Source organism: Kitasatospora sp. NPDC127035, assembly GCF_042726075.1.
In the GTDB taxonomy this organism is placed as follows: Bacteria; Actinomycetota; Actinomycetes; order Streptomycetales; family Streptomycetaceae; genus Kitasatospora.
Genome location: NZ_JBHXDN010000006.1, coordinates 1 through 18,150, shown reverse-complemented (window position 1 = coordinate 18,150; position 18,150 = coordinate 1). Strand labels below are relative to the sequence as shown.

Sequence of the window (18,150 nt, the reverse complement as noted above, 5' to 3'; positions counted from 1 at the left end):
CACGTCGTCCGTCAACCAGCACCGGCACGGCCATGGGCGCCGTGGCGTGCGGCAGCAGCCGCAGCCGGACCGTGATGAACTCCGGCGTCAGCCGGCCAAAGTGGGCCTTGTCCAGACTTTCTCCCAAGCTTCTCCCCACGTGGGACACCTGCGGATTGAGATCAGCTCGCAGACTCCGCCCATTCGTTAAGTCGACCGACGGTCGTCTTTATGCAGCGGTCGACCAGCGCACTGAACGAGCGGAAGTTGTGCAGCTGGAAGCAGGCATGGACCAGCCCGAAAAGCGGATCTCCAAAGTCAATTTCCGACACTCTAGCCCGGGTGTCTAGATCGTAGTGGACCAGGCTGTTGCGAAACGGGCGCCCACTTTCGGACAATATAGTCCGGGCCTCCGTCGTTGATAGAATCCCATTCAAAACCCTCATGGAGCGACCCGAGAGTGAATATGATGGATCATTTCGCAGCAGACGTAGACTGGTCAGGACATGATAGAGCGTGACGTAGCGAATTTTGAATGGCGTATATTCTAGGTCGAGGGGATCGAGCTCGCGACAGACGACCTGGTCCACAAAGTTCAAAAGTCCCTGAAATACAGTAAGGGCTGCATTTAGGGCAAGGTTCTCATCCCCATTGAATCCGCCTCGATAGAACTTTGAAATTCTATCGTCGCGCGAACTAAATGATTCGGATTTCAAGTAGATCGCGTAGCTTGCTGGCCCTGAATCCAGGCTCGCGCCTAGCCCGGCAAGATAAGATCCATACTCTTCATACAGGTCTCGTATCTCGACCCCCTGCTTAAGTGCCGTCTCCAGGTCCATGCCCAGAAAGAGTGTCGATGAGCAGGTGGTGGAAATCAAATTACCGTCGAAGTATGATACACCCAAGTCTTGCCCAAATATTCTGGCTGGAGAGAGTGCATACTTCCCCCTAAACTGCGAAAAATGGGCCGGGAATATCACGTCTCGAAAGTGCGACAATAGTCCTGACATGCCTCCGCGACCACTGTCCTCGAAGAGCTTAAGTGAGTGGCGAGAACGTGCAACTATAGAGTCGGCAGTCGCAGATAGTTGCGAGCTTGCGTCTGGCATGACGATTCCCAGTTTTTTCTGGGACTCGTATACGCAGAGCGAGATGTACGGAACCATGCACAAGGCCACAATAGGAACATGACTTCCTTTTCCGGACTTGATGAGGGATCGAGAGTCTCCGGCATATCGACCGAGGTAGGCGACATCAGTAGATATGCTTCTCTTGGTGATCTCTCTCGCGATGCTCACGGCTCTCCTTGATCCGGGGAAGGATTCCTTTAGGTCGGATCCTTACCCATTGAACGGTGGCGAGCAGGGGAAACCGAGACGAAGGGGAGACTCCGTTCGCCCCTAGTTGATTACCCCCAGCTGGCGCTGGCCCCGGGGCCCTGGTCACAGAATCTGGCAGAACGCGACGGCCGCGTCGTCGCCCCTCTTATAGCGCGGCCAGCGAACACCGTCCGGGTCCGTGGCCTCGACATCGCGGACAGCCGAGATCAGCCCATGCGCGCCCGCAGTCCTAAGCGTCGTGAAGACCTCCGCCCAGGATGCCTCACCATAGTCAGTGACCAGCCGGGAGGCACCATCCGACATGACCGCAACGGAGCCGATGCCAACGGCCGGCACCGATCCCGTGAAGGCATGGTCTGCTGCCTCCCTGGTAGACGCCGCCACCCAGTAGCCACCGACCGTGTTGCGGGTGAGCCTTTGCGCCGTGACCATTCGGCGCACGCTCGCAGTGTGTTCCGGAGTTCCGGTGATAAAGCGCTCGGTCTCGGCCCGAAGTTCCGGCACAACGGTGTCGACTCGCAGATCCGTCTTCACCAGGTAATCCCCGCCCCGCTCGAAGACGATGGGGGAGTCGGCGAGCACCAGGTAGTCGAAATGCTCGACGCCGGCCCGGAGGATCGAGACCGTCGCCGACGGCGTCCCAGGGTTGGCCAGGTCGCAGGTGGAGTGCAGCACCGCCACCTGCTCTAGGGCTTGGGCTAGCCCGTCGGTCAGTGAGCGCTCGGTGTCGGCCAGCGCGGCCATCAGGTGGCCACCGAGTTGGGCGACGTACCAGGTGACGCCATGCTCGCAGCCGGTCTCAAGCCCGACCGTACTGAGCCCGTCCAGGACGACAGCGAGCGACGAGGTGGCGCCCACCCAGTCCTCGTTGGCACCCGACCCCCCGGGCTCCGTGGCAAGAGAGACGCGCATGTCAGCCCTCGTGTCGGTAGATCGGAGTGGCCCTGCTGCTCTCCAGGACCTCAAGGGTCTTCGGGTCGTAGCGACACGAGATGAGCGTGGAGAAGCGCTTCGTCTTCACCTCGCGGTACAGCTCGCCCAAGTGGTTCTCCAGGTAGTGGACGACCCCGTTTGCGCCAATCGCGTGGATGCCCGCGATGTACAGGAACGTGCCCTTGCCGTCGAGTCGGGGCAGTCGGGCGAGGTAGCCGACGTCGCCGGCCGTTCCGTCCTCGTCGAGCGGCGAACGGTACTCCGTCTCGGTCTGCAGGTCCACGAGGTGCCAGGCGCGATCCTTGCGGAAGCGCAGGTTGTCGTCCCCCTCAAGCACCTGGGCCACGATCGGCGACAACCGCGGCCCGCAGATGACCACCAGGTGGTCGCGGTTCAGGTTCACGATGCCGGACGGCGGGATCACCTCCGAGTCGGAGTCAAGCCTCAGGCTGGCAAATAGCTTCCGCAGTCGCTCGTAGTTGCTGAGGTCTTCCCTGGTCACGACCTCGCTGGGGTTCTCGTCCTGCGACTTCCCGGCCTCGTACTTGCCGCCGAGCGCCACCGTCATCGGACCCAAGCCGAAGAACGCACGCTCCGGGGCGGGACCGGCGGACGCGAGCTGACCGACGCGCCCACGACTGACACCGAGCAGCGCGGCGATCTCCGTCTGCGACATGCCCGACGCCGACGCCTCTTCGATGGCCTCACGGCGGACACGGGACAGCTCGACTACCCGGCTCTGATAGTCCGCCATCAGCGAGATTGCCGCCTTAGCGCGCTCGATCGGAACGGCGACGCTGGCCACCCGTTCCAGTTCCTCGTACATGGTCATCCCTTCGCTGCCTAGGGGGGCGAAGCAAGAGTACCGCGAGGGGGACTTGACGCCCAGTCCGACTCTGCCTACCTTGGGTATCAGGCGAGAGCGAAAGCCCCCCTAAGCACCACTTTGGGGTGAGCTTCTCGCTTCTCTGACCTGCACAAATGCGCCCGGAGGGGTGGGGTGGCAGCCCCCCGAAGGCAGTGCTTGATCTTTGAGAACTCCACAGAGTGCTTTCACGACGGGGCTCGTCCCCGTCCCCGTGCGGACCGGGTGACGTCCGCAGCGTTTCGAGTGTCTTTGGTCCCCGATCCGTCCGTTCGTCGGCCGGGTCGGGGGTCATGGCTGCTCGTGACATGACGAGTGGCTCGGACCCAAACAGGTCGGGCCGCCGCGTTCCCGGCCAAGGATCGCGCGGCGGCCCTCGGGTCCACGCCCCCAACTGAGAAGAGGTAGACCCGTGAGCTCGATTGTTGCAGGCCAGATGCCCCTGGACGGGGCAGAGTTCGCCAAATTGGCGCTCGGCGTGGACGAGGAGCTGTTCGCCGGGGTGCCCGGCGAGAGCGAGTCGGAGCGTGCGGCCCGGCTCGACGCCGCGGACGCCGTGCTGGCGGACCTGCACCGGGAGGACCCGGAGCTGGCCGCCTACGCCGCCGCGCTGCTGCGGTCGGCGCCGGTGCCACTGCGGCGCCCGGCCGTGATCCGCCGCATGGCGAGCGTCGACCGGGTGGCGGCGTGAAGCGGCACGCGGGGCGGATGGATGTGCTGGCGTGGCTGGCGATGAGCGCGGCCGTGGTCGTGTCGGCGCACGGCGAGTGGGCGTTGGCCGTCGACAGCGGGTTTCACCCCGTCGTGGCCGCCGGCCTTCCGCTGGCGCTGGACACCTACGCGCTGCGGGCGCTGCGGGCCGGGCGGGAGGTGTTCCCGCCGGTGCTCGGGATGATCGCCACGAACGCCGCCGCGCACCTGCTCGGCGCCGGCGTCATCACTCCGGACTGGCGGCTGATCGTAGCCGTCTCGGCAATCGCCCCGCTCGTGCTGTGGCGGGTGCACGTCCTGCACACCCACACCGCACCCGCCGGGAGCGAGCCCGAAACGGCGGTGGAGGACGATCTGCCGCCACTGTGGGCCGAGCCCGTACCCACCCCGGCCGTGCCGTATCCGGCGGACGTACCCGCCGTACCCGAGACGGCGCCGGTCCCGGCCGCCGAACCGGTGGCGGAGCTGGAGTTCTGCCCGCTCCCGCCCCGCCCCGTACCCGCCCCGGCGCCGGAGCGTACCCGCCCGTACCCGGTGGACGAGTACGTACCCGGGGACGACGAGTACACCGGATACACCGGCCCCGACCAGCGCGAACAGCCCGAGGGCCTCGACGAGCTGACCCCGGCCGCCGCCGAGCGCTTCGCCGCCGTACTCGCCGACGGCGCCCTCCCGTCCGTCCGTACCCTGCGCGCCGAGTACGGCATCGGCCAGCCCCGCGCCCAGCGAGTACGGGACCAGCTCCGCACCCTCCAGGCGCCCGCGACCGCGCCGATCGCCGCCTGACAGGAGACCCCACCTTGCAGACCGCCCTCACCCAGATCAACGCCACCGGCGCCCTGATGGCCACGCTCACCGCTCACCCCGACCTGCCCGCCCCGAGGATCAGCACCGAGTACGTCGTCACCTCCGACCGCGACCCCTCCGGCACCCTGATCCTCGCCTGGGGGCTGGACTTCGCGTTCCACGACGGCCTCGACGGCTTCGAGCAGTCGCGCCAGGCCCTCGACATCGACCCGGCCGCCGTCGACCACGACGCCACCGAGTCCGGCACCCTTGCCTGGCTGACCGCCACCACCACTTACGCCGGCGTGCCGCTGCGGCTGGTCGGCTACTACAAGCCCCCCACCGCTGCCGCCCCGGTGGGCGACGAGTGAGCCGCCCCCGGCACTGGGACCCGGCGGGCGAGCGCCACGGCGGGATGCCGACCTACCCGTGGCGCATGGCCCCCGACCACCTCCTCACCCGCCGCCAGCTCCGCGCCCGGGGGCTGCGGCCGGGCGGCCAGGACGTCGCCGCACAGATCCTCTGGCGCTCCCGCCGGAGCGACGGCGACCGGGCCGCCTTCCTGTACCGGCTCGACCGGGCGAAGCCCGTGCGGCCGATGACGCCGGGCCGGTGGCGCGCGCTGGCCGCCGCCAACAAGGCGCGCCGCACCTGCCCGACCTGCGCTGCGGATGCCGGATACGTCCTGCCCGCGCACCTGGGCACCTGTCTTCCGTGCGCCGACGGCATCCCGCGCGCGGCCTGAACCACCCTCCCCTGATCTTCTCCGCTGCCCCAGCGACAGGAGGCCCCTGTCATGTCCGTGACCGATATTCGGGTGGTCAGCTTCGGCTACCTCCACGGCGCCCCGCCCGAGGCCCACCTCACCCTCGACCTGCGCCGACACTTCCGGGACCCGCACGTCGACCCGACCCTTCGCCACCAGACCGCGAACGACCTGCCCGTGCGTCAGGCCGTGCTCGGCACGCCCGGCATCCGGGAGGCGATCGTGGCCGACGCGCCGCTGACCGTCGCGGTCGGCTGCGCGGGCGGCCGGCACCGCGCCGCCACCGTCGCCATGGCCCTGGCCCGACGGCTCGGCAAGACCGGCACCCGCGTCCGCCTCACCCACCGCGACCTCGACAAGCCCGTCGTCGACCGCTGACCAGGAAGGACCTCATCGTGCGCTTCACCCGCCGCCAGGTCACCGACCTTGCCACCTCCCTCGACCGGGCCGCCGTCGACAAGTTGGCCGCTGCCCGGTCCGGCGACGCCTTCGCCAGCGACCGGAGCAACGGCGAACTGCCCCGCCAGCAGGCGGCGTACGCCGCCCTCATCCTGCGCGTCCAGGCCCGCGCCATGCTCGCTGACGCCGCCGCCATCCTCGACGGCGCCGATCCCGCCGACCTCGGCTACTGATCAGGGCTGGAGGAGCCATGTCCGACCCCCAGACCCCGACGCTCGTCGAAGTCACGGCCGTTCCCCCGGTCCAGCCGCCCGCCGCCGATCCGGGGGTGAAGACACCACCCGGCGCGCCGTCGGGGGCGGTGCCGGGTGTGCCGCTCGCCGTGGCCGTGGCGAACGCGCTCGGCGGCACCGTCGCCGGGGCGCTGGCCCTCGGTGGCCCGGTCACCCTCGCCGTGGCTGGCACCGCAGCCGGTGCCGCCGCGCTCGGCGGCCTCGCCCGCCGGGCCCGAACCGCCCGCCACCACACCCCGAACACCGCGCTCCGCCGGACCGCCGACCGGCACTCCGGAGGGCCGGGTGGCCTCTTCGCCCCCGGCCCCGCCCCTTCCGCTGCCCGCCGTGCGACGGCGGGCAGCAGCCCGCCGCCCGGTGTTCGCTCGCCCGGCCGCGCCGCCGGTCCGTCGACCGCCGCCGGGCACCCGTCCGCCGGTCTCACCTCCTCCGCCGCGTCTCGGAAAGGACCCTCCGCCATGGGTCGAACGGCCGGAACCCCGTCCCCGACCGCCCGCCGCACCGCCGGCACCGTGCGGGCCGCGCGCAGGGACGACCGGTTGGCGAAGGTCGCCGAGCGTACGGCACGGCGGGTCGCGAAGGGCCAGGCGAAGGCGGAGCGGGCGGCCGGGATTGACCCGGCCACCGGAGCGGGGACGGCCGTCGCCCGGGGCGGTGCGGCGCCGCTTGCCAGCGGGGGTGTGTCGCCGGTACAGGCGAAGGCCCTGCGCCGCTCCGCGATGCGCCACCGGACGCGGATGGCCGGTGTCGCCGCCGCGACCGGGCTGGTCGGCCTTGCATCGGCGGCGGCCTTTAACTGGCGCCACAAGGGCAAGGTCGCGGGCCACATGCGCCGCGTCTGGACCCGGATGGCCGCCCGTGCCCGCGCCGTGCGGGCCGCGCGGGACGCCGCCATCCACGGCACCGCCAACCCCGCCACGAATGGCCCGGCGAGCGGGCAGCTGCCCGTGGTGCCGGTCCCCGCTCAGAGCGTCAACATCCCCGGTCGCCCCACCCCGGCCAGCGCCGCCGCGCGGGTGGCGGGCGTGGCCGGCCTGTTCGCCCGGCCGGACCTGAAGGTCCCGGGCCACACCCGCACCGCCGACCCGATCGCCCTCGGAAAGCCCACCGTGAAGGAGCCCACCACCGTGTCCGACCAACTCGGCGGCACCGCCGCCACCTTCAGCCTCTCCTCCGCCGCCGACATCCTGTTGCAGGCCGCCACCACCTTCGACCCCGAGACCATGATCGAGTTCCAGGCCCTCGCGGACGACCTGCCCGTCGCGTTCACCACGATCCAGGACGTGCTGCGCGTCCTCGCCGAGAAGGGAGCCCAGCAGCTGCCGCTGGACCCGGTGGTGGCGGAGGAGATCGCCGAGGGCTACCGCGCCATGGGCAAGGTCGTCCAGTCCCTGGAAGAGGTCGGCGCGACCTTCCGCAAGGCCCACGCCGAAGACCTGGAGCGCCACGAGAACCCCCGCAACGGGATCGAGGCCGAGCGGAAGTGGAACGTCTGACCCTGTCCCTCCACCCGTCCCGCGCCATCTGAATCCGCACCCCGACCGGGCCGCCCACACGACGTGGGCGGCCCGGCCCGCATCCGGCTGGAGCCGACATGACCAACACCCCGAAGACCCCGAAGACGAAGACCCCCGCGCCCCGGTCGCGGGTGGACTGGAAGGCCGGACACGGCCCCCTGACCGGCACCCTCAACGGCGTCGCCGGAGCGCTGACCACCACCGCCCTCGGACACGCGACCGGCATGCCCGCCGGATGGGCCCTGGCCGCCGGAGCGGCCGGTGCGCTCGGAGCCCTCGGGGCGGGACTGCGCCGCAAGGTGACCGCCGCGACCCTGAGTTTCCGGGGCGCGTGCTGGATGACGGCTGGCGGCTGGTCGTCCTGGGCCCTCGCCCACGGCGGGCCCTGGCAGTGGCCCGAGATCGGGTCCCTCGCCGTCGCCGGAATCGCCGCCGGCACCCTCGCGGTCGGGTTCGCCGCGCACGAGGAGGTCGAGCAGTCCAAGCGCGCGCACCTGCTGCTGATCGGGGCCCGCCGGCAGATCGCCGCCGAGTGGACCGACCGGATCAAGCGGGTCTGCTCGGTGGACGTCACCGTGCTGGGGATCGAGCACTGGCCCTCCGGCGCCGGATACACGGTGGAGATCGAGCTTCCCGAGGGCGGCACCACCCGACGGGCGATCACCGATCGCACCGAGGCACTCGGCTCCGATCTGGACCTTCCCGACGGCTGCGGACTTCAGACGATGCCCGGCATCTCCCGGCGCCGCGTGCTGATCCACGTCACCACGAAGAACCTCACTGGCGAGGAACTTCCCTTCCCGATGGACGAGATGGCGCAGACCACGACCGTCAACAACCCGCTGCCGGTGGCGCTGCTGTCGACCGGGGCGCGCGCGGAGATGGACCTTCGGCAGGCGTCCACCATCGTGACCGGCCCCACCGGGACCGGGAAGACCAACTGGCTCCACACCCTGATCGGCCGTCTGAACCAGACGAACGACGTACTGGTGTGGGTGATCGACCTGAACGGCGGGAGCATCGGTCTGCCGTGGCTGAACGCGTGGCGCGACGCCCAACTGAAGCGGCCCGGCTCCCGGTGGGCCGACGCCCACATCCCCGTGCCCGGCGTGGACTGGGTCGCCTCCACCCCGGAGGAGGCCAAGCGCATGCTGGCGGCGGCGGTGCGGATCGCTAAGCGTCGCAAGGTCGCCTACCAGGACGCCATGCGCGACGCCAACGACGACAAACTCCCGGTCGGGCCGGACACGCCGGAGATCGTCATCGTCATGGACGAGGGCGCGGAGGCCGCCGCCACACGCGAGGCCCGCGCCGTGCTCTCCGGTGTCTCCGAAGTTGTGCGCATCGCCCGCGCCATGGCGATCCGTGCGGTCATCTCCGTCCTGCGCGTCACCCAGGACGTCATGCCCGACCCGCTCGTGCGCAAGATGGCGTCCAACAGGCTCGCGACCGGCGCCCTCGAAGACTCCGAGCTCGGGCACCTCTTCGGGTGGCGGGCCCTGCGCGCGGAAGACAGCTTCTCCGGGCCGGGGTCGGTGCTGGCCGGTACCGAGGGCAAGCAGCCCGCGAAGGGCCGGCAGTGGCGCATCACCCCCGACATGATCGAGGACATCAGCGCGCTCACCTCCCACCGCCGCCCCGGCCTGGACGCCCCGTCGCTGGAAGCGGCCGGCACCGACTACACCGACCGCTGGCTGATCGAGCGCTGCGGCCACCTCTGGGCCGACTCCGACACCACGCCCCTCGCAGCCGCGGCTTCACCCTCGACCGCCACCGGCCCGGGTCCGTCGGGAGGGCCGGGCCGGGGTGCGGCTCCGGCCGGGGGCTGGAAGGCCACCGCGCACTGGGACCAGCCCGCCCCCGCCCCGGCCGTCGACCCGGACGACCTCGAATCCATCTGGCTCCTGCCCGCCGCCGAGCCCGAGGCCGCCCCGCCGGGCGTCGACTGGTCCGACCCGTCCACCTGGGCCACCGGCCGCGAGAGCGCCGCGCCCGAGACGCCTGACGCGAAGGACGCCGCGCTTCGGCTTCTGCGCGACGCCGGACCCGAAGGCACCGGAGCGTCCGCCCTGGAGAAGATCCTGCACCCCGAATTCGGGACCCGTCGTCAGGCCATCGCCGGATGGCTCAAGACCTGGGCTGAGAGCGGTGAGGCGGTCCGTGTCGGCGAGGGCAGCAAGGCCCGCTACGTCCACCGCCAGCACATCCCCCGGCCCCCGGCCGAGGACTGAGACCGCCCCTGTCTTGTCGCCTGTCGCCCGGCCCCGAAAAGGGGGCGGGTCACCTGTCGCGCGCCCTGTATCCCCCCTGTGACCTGCGGACGACAGGCGACAGGACAGGCGACAGGACAGGCACGCGACAGGACAGGCGACAGGCCACACGACAGGTACACCCCCGCCCGGACCACCGCCCCGGACGGGCCGTTTGCTCCCGTCCCGCCGACCGACAAGAGGTCCCCACCGTGATCGTCACCGCCACCGCCGCCACCGTGCTCGCCGTCATCTCCGCCCTCCTGATCCGGGGCCGACGCGCCTCCCTGCCCACCGCCCTCGTGCTCTGGCTGTCCGGCTTCACCGCCGCCACTACGGGCGTCGCCGGACCCGTGAACGACTTCCTCACCTCCCTCGTCCGGCTCATCTCCGGCCACTGACCCCACCCGCGCACCACCCCGCCGACGGGAGACCCCCCATGGACCGCACCACCCCGCAGCAGCCGTTCGCCGCCCCGGTGCACCACGGCCCGGACGGCACCCCCTACTACCTCACCCCCGCCCCCACTCTCACCGCCCCGCCCGCCGTCTACCACCCCACCGCCCCCGCCCCGGTGCACTACGGCCCGGCGCTCGCCCCGACCGCCGTCTACCTGCCCGCCCCGCCCCCGGCCACCGCACCCGCCCCGCAGCGGGACCCGTGGCCCGCCCGTCTGCTCGCCGGAGGAGTCGCGCTCGGCGCGGGTGGTCTCGGCGTCGGCTACGCGGTCCAGGCCGTTGCCGCCGCCGCCGGAAGCATCGGCGGCCTCGCCGCACTCGGCGTCGGCGCCTACGCCCTCGCCAAAACCACCGGCAGCGGGGGCGGCCGGGGCGGCCAGGGTGCCGTGAACGTCAACGTGACCGTCTCCAACCGCAACCGCTGACCAGGAGAAACGCCATGGCCTGCATGCGTCTGCGCTTCAACATCTGGCCCGACCCCGTGATCGAGCTGACCGACACCCCCAACCCGAAGTGCCCCGGCTGCAAGGGCGAAGGCGGGTGGGACTACGACTACGGCCACCCCGAGACGGGCGAGTACGACGGGACCAGGACTGAGTACTGCGACTGCTGGGACCCGGACCACGTCCGCCGCCTGATGCCCGTTCCGCGCTGGATCGCCCGCCGCTGGATCGGCTGGTCCATCGCCGTCTACAGCGACGAGCCGCCTTTCTAGCCCGGTCTGCCCGACCGGCCGTGCCGCCCGGACCCTGCCGCAGCCGGCGGCCGGGGTGCGGGTGGTGCGGGGGACCGGACAGACCCGCTCCCGCCAGACAGCACGAGGCCCCGCACCGACCGGAAGACCTTGGCTGGTGACACCGGTTGCTGCGGGGCCGTGCGTCCCTAATAGACAGGGATCAGCATGCCCTCTCCCCTCCAGACCACACCACCCGCTCGACACCGGGCCGTCGACCTGTTCGCCGGCGTCGGTGGTCTCGACCTCCCCGCCGCCGCGCTCGGCGTCCACGTCACCGGGATCGAGCAGAGCCCGGACGCCTGTGCCACCCGCCGTGCGGCGGGCCTGGCCACGATCGAGGGCGACGTCCGCGACTTCTCGCCCGACGACTTCCCCAGCGCGACCGTGTTGTTGGGCGGGCCACCGTGCCAACCGTTCAGCGCCGCCGGGACCGGCGCCGGGCGCCGGGCCCTCGCCGAAATCGTCGCCCTCGCCCACCGGCTCTCCGAACGTCGACATGTCTCCCGCCGAACCGGCCACCCCACGGCGGACTTGATCCGTCTCGTGCTGGAGCCGCTGCGGTGGGCGCTGGACGCCCACGACCGGGGCCGGCCGTTCGAAACGATCGTCCTGGAGCAGGTCCCGGCCGTCCTGCCCGTCTGGGACGCCTACGCCGCAATCCTGCGCACCCAGGGCTACGGCGTCGCCACCGGGACCGTGAAAGCCGAGCAGTACGGCGTCCCGCAGACCCGCCGCCGCGCCGTCCTGATCGCCCGCCGCACCGGCCCCGCCGCCCTGCCCGAACCCACCCACCGCCCCTACGCCAAGCACGTCCCCCGCACCGCCGGCGACCCCGGCCTGTTGCCCTGGACGACCATGGCCGACGCCCTCCCCGGGCGGTGCGGGGCGTTCAGCGTGGTCTCCAACTACGGCACCGGCGGCGACCCCAAGGCCCGAGGGCGCCGGGCGAGCACGGAGCCGTCCGCGACCGTCACCGGCAAGGTCTCCCGCGTGCGCGTGCTCGCTGACGACGGCACCGAAAACCGGTTCACCTGGTCCGAAGCCGGTGCCTTGCAGTCCTTCCCCGCCGACCAGCCATGGTCCGGCCGGGACATCGGCCAGCAGATCGGCAACGCCGTCCCGCCCCTGCTCGGCAAGCACCTGCTGAGCGTCGCCCTCGACGCCTAGGCGACCCGTGGCCGCCGCCCTCGACTGGCGCGACGCATCCCACTACGACCGCACCCGTACCCTGCCGTGCCGGTGGTGCGGTCGCCCCACCCCCCTGCGGGACGAGCAGCGCAGACCCGCGCACAAGGTCTGTGCCGAACAGCACGTCACCGAACAGCCCTCCGCCGACGTCTGGAGACCGGCGTGAACCCTCTCCTCCAACTCGCCCTCGAACTGGCCCGGCTCGGCCTTCCGGCGCTGCCCCTGCGGGCCGGGAAAGGCCCGCTCCACAACTGCCCGGCCTGCAAGAACATGGCCTGTGGCGGCCGGTCGAACATGAAGGACCCCGGCCCGTGCGCCTGCCCGGCGCCTTGCCACGCGTGGGCCGCCGCCACCACCGACCCCTCCGTCCTGACGAGCCGGGCATGGGCCCGCGCGTGGAGGGAGGCCGAGACCGTGGCCTACCACCCGGGTGGCGCCGGTCTCACCGTGGTCGACCTCGACAGCGCCGACGCCCTCGCCTGGGCCCGCGCGACCCTGCCCGCCACGCTCACCGTGACCACCACCCGGGGCGAGCACTGGGTCTACCGGGGCACCATGGCCTCCGCGAACGCCGTCCGGCCGAGCGTCGATGTCAAGTCGCTGATGCAGTACGCCCGTTGGCTCGGCTACGGCACCGGCTCCATGGCCTCGCTGCCTGATGCCGTCCGCGCGCTGATGGTCAGGGAAAAGGCCACCTGGCCGGCGGCGAACGGGGCGCGGGTGGCCTCTTCACCCCCGCCGCCCTGGACCCGCACCGTGGCCGCCGGGTGCCGCCACACCGAGCGCTACATCCACACCGGCCTGCAACGTGGCCTCGCCAAAATCGCGGACCACCGAGAGAGCGGCGCCGGATCGCAAGCCTTCGGCGTCGCCCGATTTCTCGCAGCCCAACACTCCCAGTGCCCCGGCCCCTGCGGTCTCGACACCCTCGCCCGGCACGTCATCGACGCCGCCGTCTCGGTGGGCGTCCCGCACGAGTACGCCGCCCGGGCCGTCGACCGGGGCTTCGCCGCCGCCGGCGCACACGCTGTCTGACCTGCTCGAAGCGGGCCGCCCTCTCGCCAAAGACCGGCGGCCCGCTCCCATCCAGCCCCTACAGAACGGAGAGACCAGCATGACCGATCCCACCGCGCCCGTCACCACCACCGCCGAGGACGGCGCGACCCTTCTCGACGAGGTGGAGCGGCACCACCGCCGCTTCAACGCGCTCCCCAGCGAGGCCGCCTACGTCGCGCTCGTGCTCTGGGACGCCCACACCCACCTCATCGACTGCTTCGCGACCACCCCCCGCCTCGCCCTCCTGTCCCCGGAACCCCAGAGCGGCAAGACCCGCGTCCTGGAGATCGCCCAGACCCTCGTGCCCAACCCGCTGGTCACCAACGACATCTCCGCCAGCGCCCTGTTCCGCTCCATCTCCGGCGACGAGGACGGCCGGCCCACGATCCTCTGGGACGAAGTCGACACCGTCTTCGGCCCCAAGGCCGCCGGGGCCGAAGACCTGCGCGGGCTCATCAACTCCGGCTACCGCCGCACCGGCGGCGTCACCCGCAGCGTCCGCGAAGGCGACACCCACAAGGTCGTCAAGTTCCCCGTCTACGCCCCCCTCGCGCTGGCCGGGCTCGGCGACCTTCCCGACACGATCATGGGGCGCTCCATCGTCATCCGGATGCGCCGCCGCGCCCCCAACGAGAAGGTCGAGTCGTTCCGCGAGCGTATCCACGTGCCCGAGGGTCACGTGCTGCGTGACCGGCTCGCCGCCTGGGCCGACTCCGTGCGCGAGCAGGTCGACGGTGCGTGGCCGGAGATGCCCGAAGGTGTCAGCGACCGGCCCGCCGACGTGTGGGAGCCGCTGCTCGCCGTCGCCGACGCCGCCGGCGGCCACTGGCCCAAGCGTGCCCGCGCAGCCTGCCTTGCCTTGGTCAAAGCCGCGCAGGAGAACGACGGCGGATCCCTCGGAATCCGGCTGTTGACCGACCTGCGGACCATCTTCGACGGCACCGAGCGCATGCTCAGCAGCGCCCTAGTGGAGAAGCTCAACGACCTCGATGACGCTCCGTGGGCCGACCTCGACGGCCGCCCGCTCACCACCCGAACCCTGTCCCAGATGCTCGGCGAGTACGTCACCGGTGGGGGCAAGCCCATCCGCCCCCGCAACATCAAGACCGCCCCGCGAACCGTCCTCAAGGGCTACTACGCCGAAGACCTCGCGGACGCCTGGCTGCGGTACTGCCCCCTTGTTTCCCAGGAATCCGCTACCGCCGCTACCGCCGCTACCGCGCAGGTCAGGGCCCTCTTTCCGGTAGCGGCAGAGGTAGCGGTAGCGGCTACCGACCCAGCCCCCGCCACCGAACCGTCGGCCGACCTCACCACCGTCGGCTGACCGCCCTATCCGCTACCGCTACCACATCCGCTACCTCCACACCCCCTCTGACCTGGGAGGTAGCGGGGTAGCGGCGGTAGCGGCACCTCAGAGAACGAAGGGGTGGAACCTGCACCGGTTCCACCCCTTCGCCACGCTCCGACCTCTGGGAGTCGCCCAATGGCCACTGCCATTCCCGAAGTCATGACCGTGCCTGAGGTCATGGCCGCACTTCGGATGAGCCGCAGCAAGGTCTACGACCTCATCCGCTCCAAAAAGCTCGGCACCATCACCGAGGGTCGGTCCCGCCGCATCCCGGTCGAGTGCCTCGCCAACTACATCCGATCCAAGATCGAGGAGAATGCCTAATGGCGAAGCGCAACCCCAACGGCGCCGGCACTGTGACCCGGCGAAAGGACGGCCGCTACCAGGCCGCCGTCTATGTCCCGCAGCCGGACGGCACCTGGGCCCGCAAGTTCGCCTACGGCAAGACCTGGGACGAGTGCGACACTAAGCGCAAGGAGTTGGTGGAGCGCGCCAAGCAGGGCATCGCCACCCCCACCAAATCGGCGAAGCTCTCCGAGTGGCTGCCGTACTGGCTGGAGCACTTCATCAAGCCCCAGCGGAAGAAGACCACACAGGCCAAGTACGAGACGCACGTACGCCTCTACCTGATTCCCCTACTCGGCTCCAAGGGGCTGGAGTCGCTGAGCCCGCGCGACGTGCGGACGTTCCTGGCGAAGGTCACCAAGCAGGCGAGCGCCGCCACGGCGAAGGAGTCGCACCGGGTACTCCGGTCCGCGCTGACCGCGGCGGTACGGGACGAGCTGATCGTCCGCAACGTGGCGATGCTCATCCCGCCGCCCCGGGTGACGAGCCGTGAGGTCAAGCCCTGGACCCTCGACCAGACGCTGACGTTCCTCTCCGCCTCCCGCACGGACCCGCTGTACGCCGCGTTCCTGCTGGCGATCGCGCTCGGCATGCGGCGGGGCGAGATCATCGGGCTGCGCTGGTCCGAGGTCGACCTGAACAAGCGGGTGCTGGTCATCCGCGAGCAGGTGCAGCGGGTCCGCGGGGAGCTGTACGCGGACACCACGAAGAGCGGCAAGCGCCGACCGGTGCCGCTCCCCCGGATCTGCGTGGCGGCGCTGCGGTGGCACCGGCTGAAGCAGGACGAAGCCCGCCGCGCCGCCGAGACGAAGGGCGAGACATGGGAGGAGACCGGCTACATCTTCACCACCCGCACCGGGCGTCCGATCGAGCCCACCAACGTCTACCGCTCGTTCGTCCGGGTGGCCAAGGCCGCCGGCGTCCCGGTGATCAGGCTGCACGACGCCCGGCACGGGTGCGCGACGCTGCTGGTGGCCTGTGGGGTGCCGCCGCGGGTGGTGATGGAGATCCTGGGGCACAGCCAGATCGGCTTGACCATGAACGTCTACACCCACGTGGCGCAGGACACCCAGCGCGAGGCGCTCGGGAACATGGACCGGCTGCTCAAGCGTCGTCACTGATGTCGGTCTGAGATGTCAAATGCCCCGGACCATGATCGGTCCGGGGCATTTTGGCTGGTGGGCGCGGACGGTTTCGAACCGCCGACATCTGCTTTGTAAGAGCAGCGCTCTACCACTGAGCTACGCGCCCCTGGTCGTGGGCCTGTGGAGGGCGCACGACGAGTGCCCAGAGTACCTGGTCCGCGGGGTGGTGTGGTGCAGGTGCTCGGTGGGTGGGACGGGTGGGGTGCCGGTCGGGTGGGGTGATCGGGAACAATGGGCGGTGGATCAGCTGTCGGAGCAGGGAGCGCACAGTGAGGGTGGCCGGCGGAGGCGGGCGGGGGCGGCGGTGGCCGGGGGGTGTGATGGCCGAGGCGCTGGTGCTGCCGCTGGTGGTCGCGGGCGTGCTGGGGGCGGCCGGGGCGGCGTCGTTCGGGACCGGCGGGGGCTGGTGGGGGCGGCGCGGCGGTGACGGGGCGCGGTCGGACGCCCGGGCGGCCCGGGACGCGGCGCAGCAGGCGTTCTACGAGGTGGACTCGGCCCAGCGCGAGGTGCGGCTGGCGGTGGAGACGGTGCGCGCGGTCGGGGACAGTGCGACGGCCCGGCGGGCGGTGTCGGACTTCGAGGCGATCTCCGGCCGGGTGGACCAGGTGACCGTCAACTACCTGGCGGCTCTGGACGCGCACGACCTGGACGCGGAGGAGCTGGAGTCCGGCGCGGCGGCGCGGGCCAGGAACCAGTTGAACGACGTGAAGGGGCAGCTCGGCTCGGCGCTGGCGGAGCTGAACGACTTCCTGCGGAAGCTGCAGCCGTCGCTGGACCGGGCCGAGTCGCAGTTGATGCGGGTGGCGCCGGCGGTGGAGCAGGCCAAGCACGCGCTGCTGGCGGCGAGCAACGCGCTGGAGGCGGTGCGCGGCGCGGGGCTGCGGGCGGACGACCTGGCGGCGCGGCTGGCCGAGCTGGCGCCGGAGCTGGGGCGGCTGAACGAGGGCGCGGGCCGGCACGGCGTGGAGGCGACCCTGCAGCGCGCGGAGCGGGTGAAGGAGCGCGCGGAGTCGATCGCGGCGGACGCGGAGCAGCTGCCGGAGCGGGCTCGGGAGATCGACCGCCGGGTGGCCAGTCTGCGGACCAGGATCCAGGCGCTGGAGACCAAGGCGGAGACGGTGGAGCCTGCGCTGAGCGAGTTGCGCCGGCGGTTCACCATCGCGTGCTGGCAGGACCTCCAGCGGGTGCCGGACCAGGTGGTGGAGGCCCGGCGGGCGGCCGAGGGGAAGCTGGCCGAGGCCGCACGGGCGCGCGACGAGCAGCGGTGGCCGGACGCGACGGCCGCGCTCGGCACGGTGCGGGCCCTGCTGGAGACGGCGGACGGCTCGGTGGTCGCGGTGAACGAGCGGCTGCGGCAGCTGAACGAGGTGCAGCACGACCCGAGCCGGGAGATCGAGCGCACCCGGTTCGCGCTGCGGGACGCGCAGCGGCTCGCGATGGCCGGGCGCCAGGCGCCTGACCCGCGGCACGCGGCTCCGCTGGATGCCGCGGTGGCGCGGCTGGACCGGGCGGCGGTCGAGTTGGAGGAGGCCGGGCGGCATCCGGACTACTGGCGGTTCCTGACCGAGCTGGCCGCGGTGCGGGAGAAGGCGGCGAACGTGGTGGAGCTGATCCGCGGCGACCTGGGCGGACAGCGGTAGTAGCCGGGGGGAAGGCCGGAAGTCTGGAGCTCCGGGCCGAGCGCCGGAAGCCGGGAGCCGAAGGCCGGAATGCGCGGACACGGGCGCCCGGACGCGGACCCCGGCTACGCTGCGGGGTATGCCACGCTACGACTTCCGCTGCCGCTCCTGCGGGGCCACGTTCGAACTCCGCCGCACGATGGCCCAGGCCAACGACCCCGCGGTCTGCCCGCAGGGCCACGAGGACACCGTCAAGCTGCTGTCGGCCGTCGCCGTGACCGGCGCGGGGTCGTCCGGTGGCGCGCCGCAGCAGGCCTCCGGCGGGGGCGGCTGCTGCGGCGGCGGATGCTGCGGCTGAGGAACACCGCTTCTGGCGCGCCCGGCGGCCCGGTGACCCCTACGGTCGTAGGGGTCACC

Annotated in this window: 21 protein-coding genes and 1 tRNA gene; 18 read left to right on the top strand and 4 right to left on the bottom strand. The window is 71.4% G+C overall.

Translation table 11 applies throughout. The features are described 5' to 3' along the window. Nucleotides 1–161: 161 nt before the first annotated feature. From ACFWIC_RS05180 to ACFWIC_RS05170, 3 genes are all read right to left on the bottom strand, one after another. Complete coding sequence (locus ACFWIC_RS05180; RefSeq protein ID WP_380515963.1) at nucleotides 162–1,277, bottom strand: hypothetical protein; 1,116 nt, start codon at nucleotides 1,275–1,277, stop codon at nucleotides 162–164. A 144-nt stretch (nucleotides 1,278–1,421) separates the two neighbouring features. Beyond that, nucleotides 1,422–2,177 (bottom strand): hypothetical protein, encoded by a 756-nt coding sequence (locus ACFWIC_RS05175; protein WP_380515960.1) that lies wholly within the window; start codon nucleotides 2,175–2,177, stop codon nucleotides 1,422–1,424. Between the two features lie 55 nt (nucleotides 2,178–2,232). Beyond that, nucleotides 2,233–3,078 (bottom strand): sigma-70 family RNA polymerase sigma factor, encoded by an 846-nt coding sequence (locus ACFWIC_RS05170; protein WP_380515958.1) that lies wholly within the window; start codon nucleotides 3,076–3,078, stop codon nucleotides 2,233–2,235. A gap of 451 nt (nucleotides 3,079–3,529) precedes the next feature. On the opposite strand from ACFWIC_RS05170, the gene ACFWIC_RS05165 reads away from it, so the two are divergent. From ACFWIC_RS05165 to xerC, 16 genes are all read left to right on the top strand, one after another. Then, the gene (locus tag ACFWIC_RS05165) at nucleotides 3,530–3,808 is read left to right on the top strand and encodes a hypothetical protein (RefSeq protein ID WP_380515956.1); all 279 of its coding nucleotides are present in this window, start codon (nucleotides 3,530–3,532) and stop codon (nucleotides 3,806–3,808) included. Beyond that, nucleotides 3,805–4,614, top strand: a complete 810-nt coding sequence (locus ACFWIC_RS05160) for a hypothetical protein (protein WP_380515953.1) — start codon at nucleotides 3,805–3,807, stop codon at nucleotides 4,612–4,614. Before ACFWIC_RS05165 ends, ACFWIC_RS05160 begins: the two co-directional genes overlap by 4 nt. Nucleotides 4,615–4,628: 14 nt before the next feature. Further along, nucleotides 4,629–4,985 carry a hypothetical protein gene (locus tag ACFWIC_RS05155; protein WP_380515952.1) on the top strand — a complete coding sequence of 119 codons (357 nt, stop codon included), beginning with the start codon at nucleotides 4,629–4,631 and terminating at the stop codon, nucleotides 4,983–4,985. 44 nt (nucleotides 4,986–5,029) lie between these two features. Beyond that, nucleotides 5,030–5,359: an RRQRL motif-containing zinc-binding protein gene (locus ACFWIC_RS05150; RefSeq protein ID WP_380516323.1), complete on the top strand. Its 330-nt coding sequence runs from the start codon at nucleotides 5,030–5,032 to the stop codon at nucleotides 5,357–5,359. Between the two features lie 51 nt (nucleotides 5,360–5,410). Beyond that, nucleotides 5,411–5,758: an ATPase gene (locus ACFWIC_RS05145; protein WP_380515949.1), complete on the top strand. Its 348-nt coding sequence runs from the start codon at nucleotides 5,411–5,413 to the stop codon at nucleotides 5,756–5,758. 17 nt (nucleotides 5,759–5,775) lie between these two features. Continuing rightward, nucleotides 5,776–6,012, top strand: a complete 237-nt coding sequence (locus tag ACFWIC_RS05140) for a hypothetical protein (RefSeq protein ID WP_380515947.1) — start codon at nucleotides 5,776–5,778, stop codon at nucleotides 6,010–6,012. A gap of 17 nt (nucleotides 6,013–6,029) precedes the next feature. Next, on the top strand, nucleotides 6,030–7,568 hold the full coding sequence (locus tag ACFWIC_RS05135; RefSeq protein ID WP_380515944.1) for a hypothetical protein: 1,539 nt from the start codon (nucleotides 6,030–6,032) through the stop codon (nucleotides 7,566–7,568). A 98-nt stretch (nucleotides 7,569–7,666) separates the two neighbouring features. Then, entirely contained in the window at nucleotides 7,667–9,820 is a 2,154-nt protein-coding gene (locus tag ACFWIC_RS05130) for a hypothetical protein (RefSeq protein WP_380515941.1), read from the top strand. Nucleotides 9,821–10,050: 230 nt separating this feature from the next. After that, nucleotides 10,051–10,239 carry a hypothetical protein gene (locus ACFWIC_RS05125; RefSeq protein WP_355401005.1) on the top strand — a complete coding sequence of 63 codons (189 nt, stop codon included), beginning with the start codon at nucleotides 10,051–10,053 and terminating at the stop codon, nucleotides 10,237–10,239. Between the two features lie 38 nt (nucleotides 10,240–10,277). Further along, nucleotides 10,278–10,721, top strand: a complete 444-nt coding sequence (locus tag ACFWIC_RS05120; protein WP_380515939.1) for a hypothetical protein — start codon at nucleotides 10,278–10,280, stop codon at nucleotides 10,719–10,721. Nucleotides 10,722–10,735: 14 nt separating this feature from the next. After that, a complete protein-coding gene (locus tag ACFWIC_RS05115; RefSeq protein WP_380515937.1) occupies nucleotides 10,736–11,011 on the top strand; it encodes a hypothetical protein in 276 nt (91 codons plus the stop codon). Nucleotides 11,012–11,197: 186 nt separating this feature from the next. Beyond that, on the top strand, nucleotides 11,198–12,199 hold the full coding sequence (locus ACFWIC_RS05110) for a DNA cytosine methyltransferase (RefSeq protein WP_380515934.1): 1,002 nt from the start codon (nucleotides 11,198–11,200) through the stop codon (nucleotides 12,197–12,199). Nucleotides 12,200–12,382: 183 nt separating this feature from the next. Next, nucleotides 12,383–13,255: a DNA primase gene (locus tag ACFWIC_RS05105; protein ID WP_380515931.1), complete on the top strand. Its 873-nt coding sequence runs from the start codon at nucleotides 12,383–12,385 to the stop codon at nucleotides 13,253–13,255. 79 nt (nucleotides 13,256–13,334) lie between these two features. Continuing rightward, nucleotides 13,335–14,600, top strand: a complete 1,266-nt coding sequence (locus ACFWIC_RS05100) for a DUF3631 domain-containing protein (RefSeq protein ID WP_380515928.1) — start codon at nucleotides 13,335–13,337, stop codon at nucleotides 14,598–14,600. A 159-nt stretch (nucleotides 14,601–14,759) separates the two neighbouring features. Beyond that, on the top strand, nucleotides 14,760–14,948 hold the full coding sequence (locus ACFWIC_RS05095) for a helix-turn-helix domain-containing protein (RefSeq protein WP_380515925.1): 189 nt from the start codon (nucleotides 14,760–14,762) through the stop codon (nucleotides 14,946–14,948). Next, nucleotides 14,948–16,090 (top strand): tyrosine recombinase XerC, encoded by a 1,143-nt coding sequence (gene xerC, locus ACFWIC_RS05090; protein ID WP_380515922.1) that lies wholly within the window; start codon nucleotides 14,948–14,950, stop codon nucleotides 16,088–16,090. Before ACFWIC_RS05095 ends, xerC begins: the two co-directional genes overlap by 1 nt. Nucleotides 16,091–16,145: 55 nt before the next feature. Here the strand turns inward: xerC and ACFWIC_RS05085 are convergent. Next, nucleotides 16,146–16,220, bottom strand: a tRNA-Val gene (locus ACFWIC_RS05085). Between the two features lie 214 nt (nucleotides 16,221–16,434). On the opposite strand from ACFWIC_RS05085, the gene ACFWIC_RS05080 reads away from it, so the two are divergent. Both ACFWIC_RS05080 and ACFWIC_RS05075 read left to right on the top strand, forming a co-directional pair. Beyond that, nucleotides 16,435–17,754 (top strand): hypothetical protein, encoded by a 1,320-nt coding sequence (locus ACFWIC_RS05080; RefSeq protein WP_329878953.1) that lies wholly within the window; start codon nucleotides 16,435–16,437, stop codon nucleotides 17,752–17,754. A gap of 118 nt (nucleotides 17,755–17,872) precedes the next feature. Continuing rightward, nucleotides 17,873–18,091: a zinc ribbon domain-containing protein gene (locus ACFWIC_RS05075; protein WP_329878954.1), complete on the top strand. Its 219-nt coding sequence runs from the start codon at nucleotides 17,873–17,875 to the stop codon at nucleotides 18,089–18,091. Nucleotides 18,092–18,150: the final 59 nt, after the last annotated feature.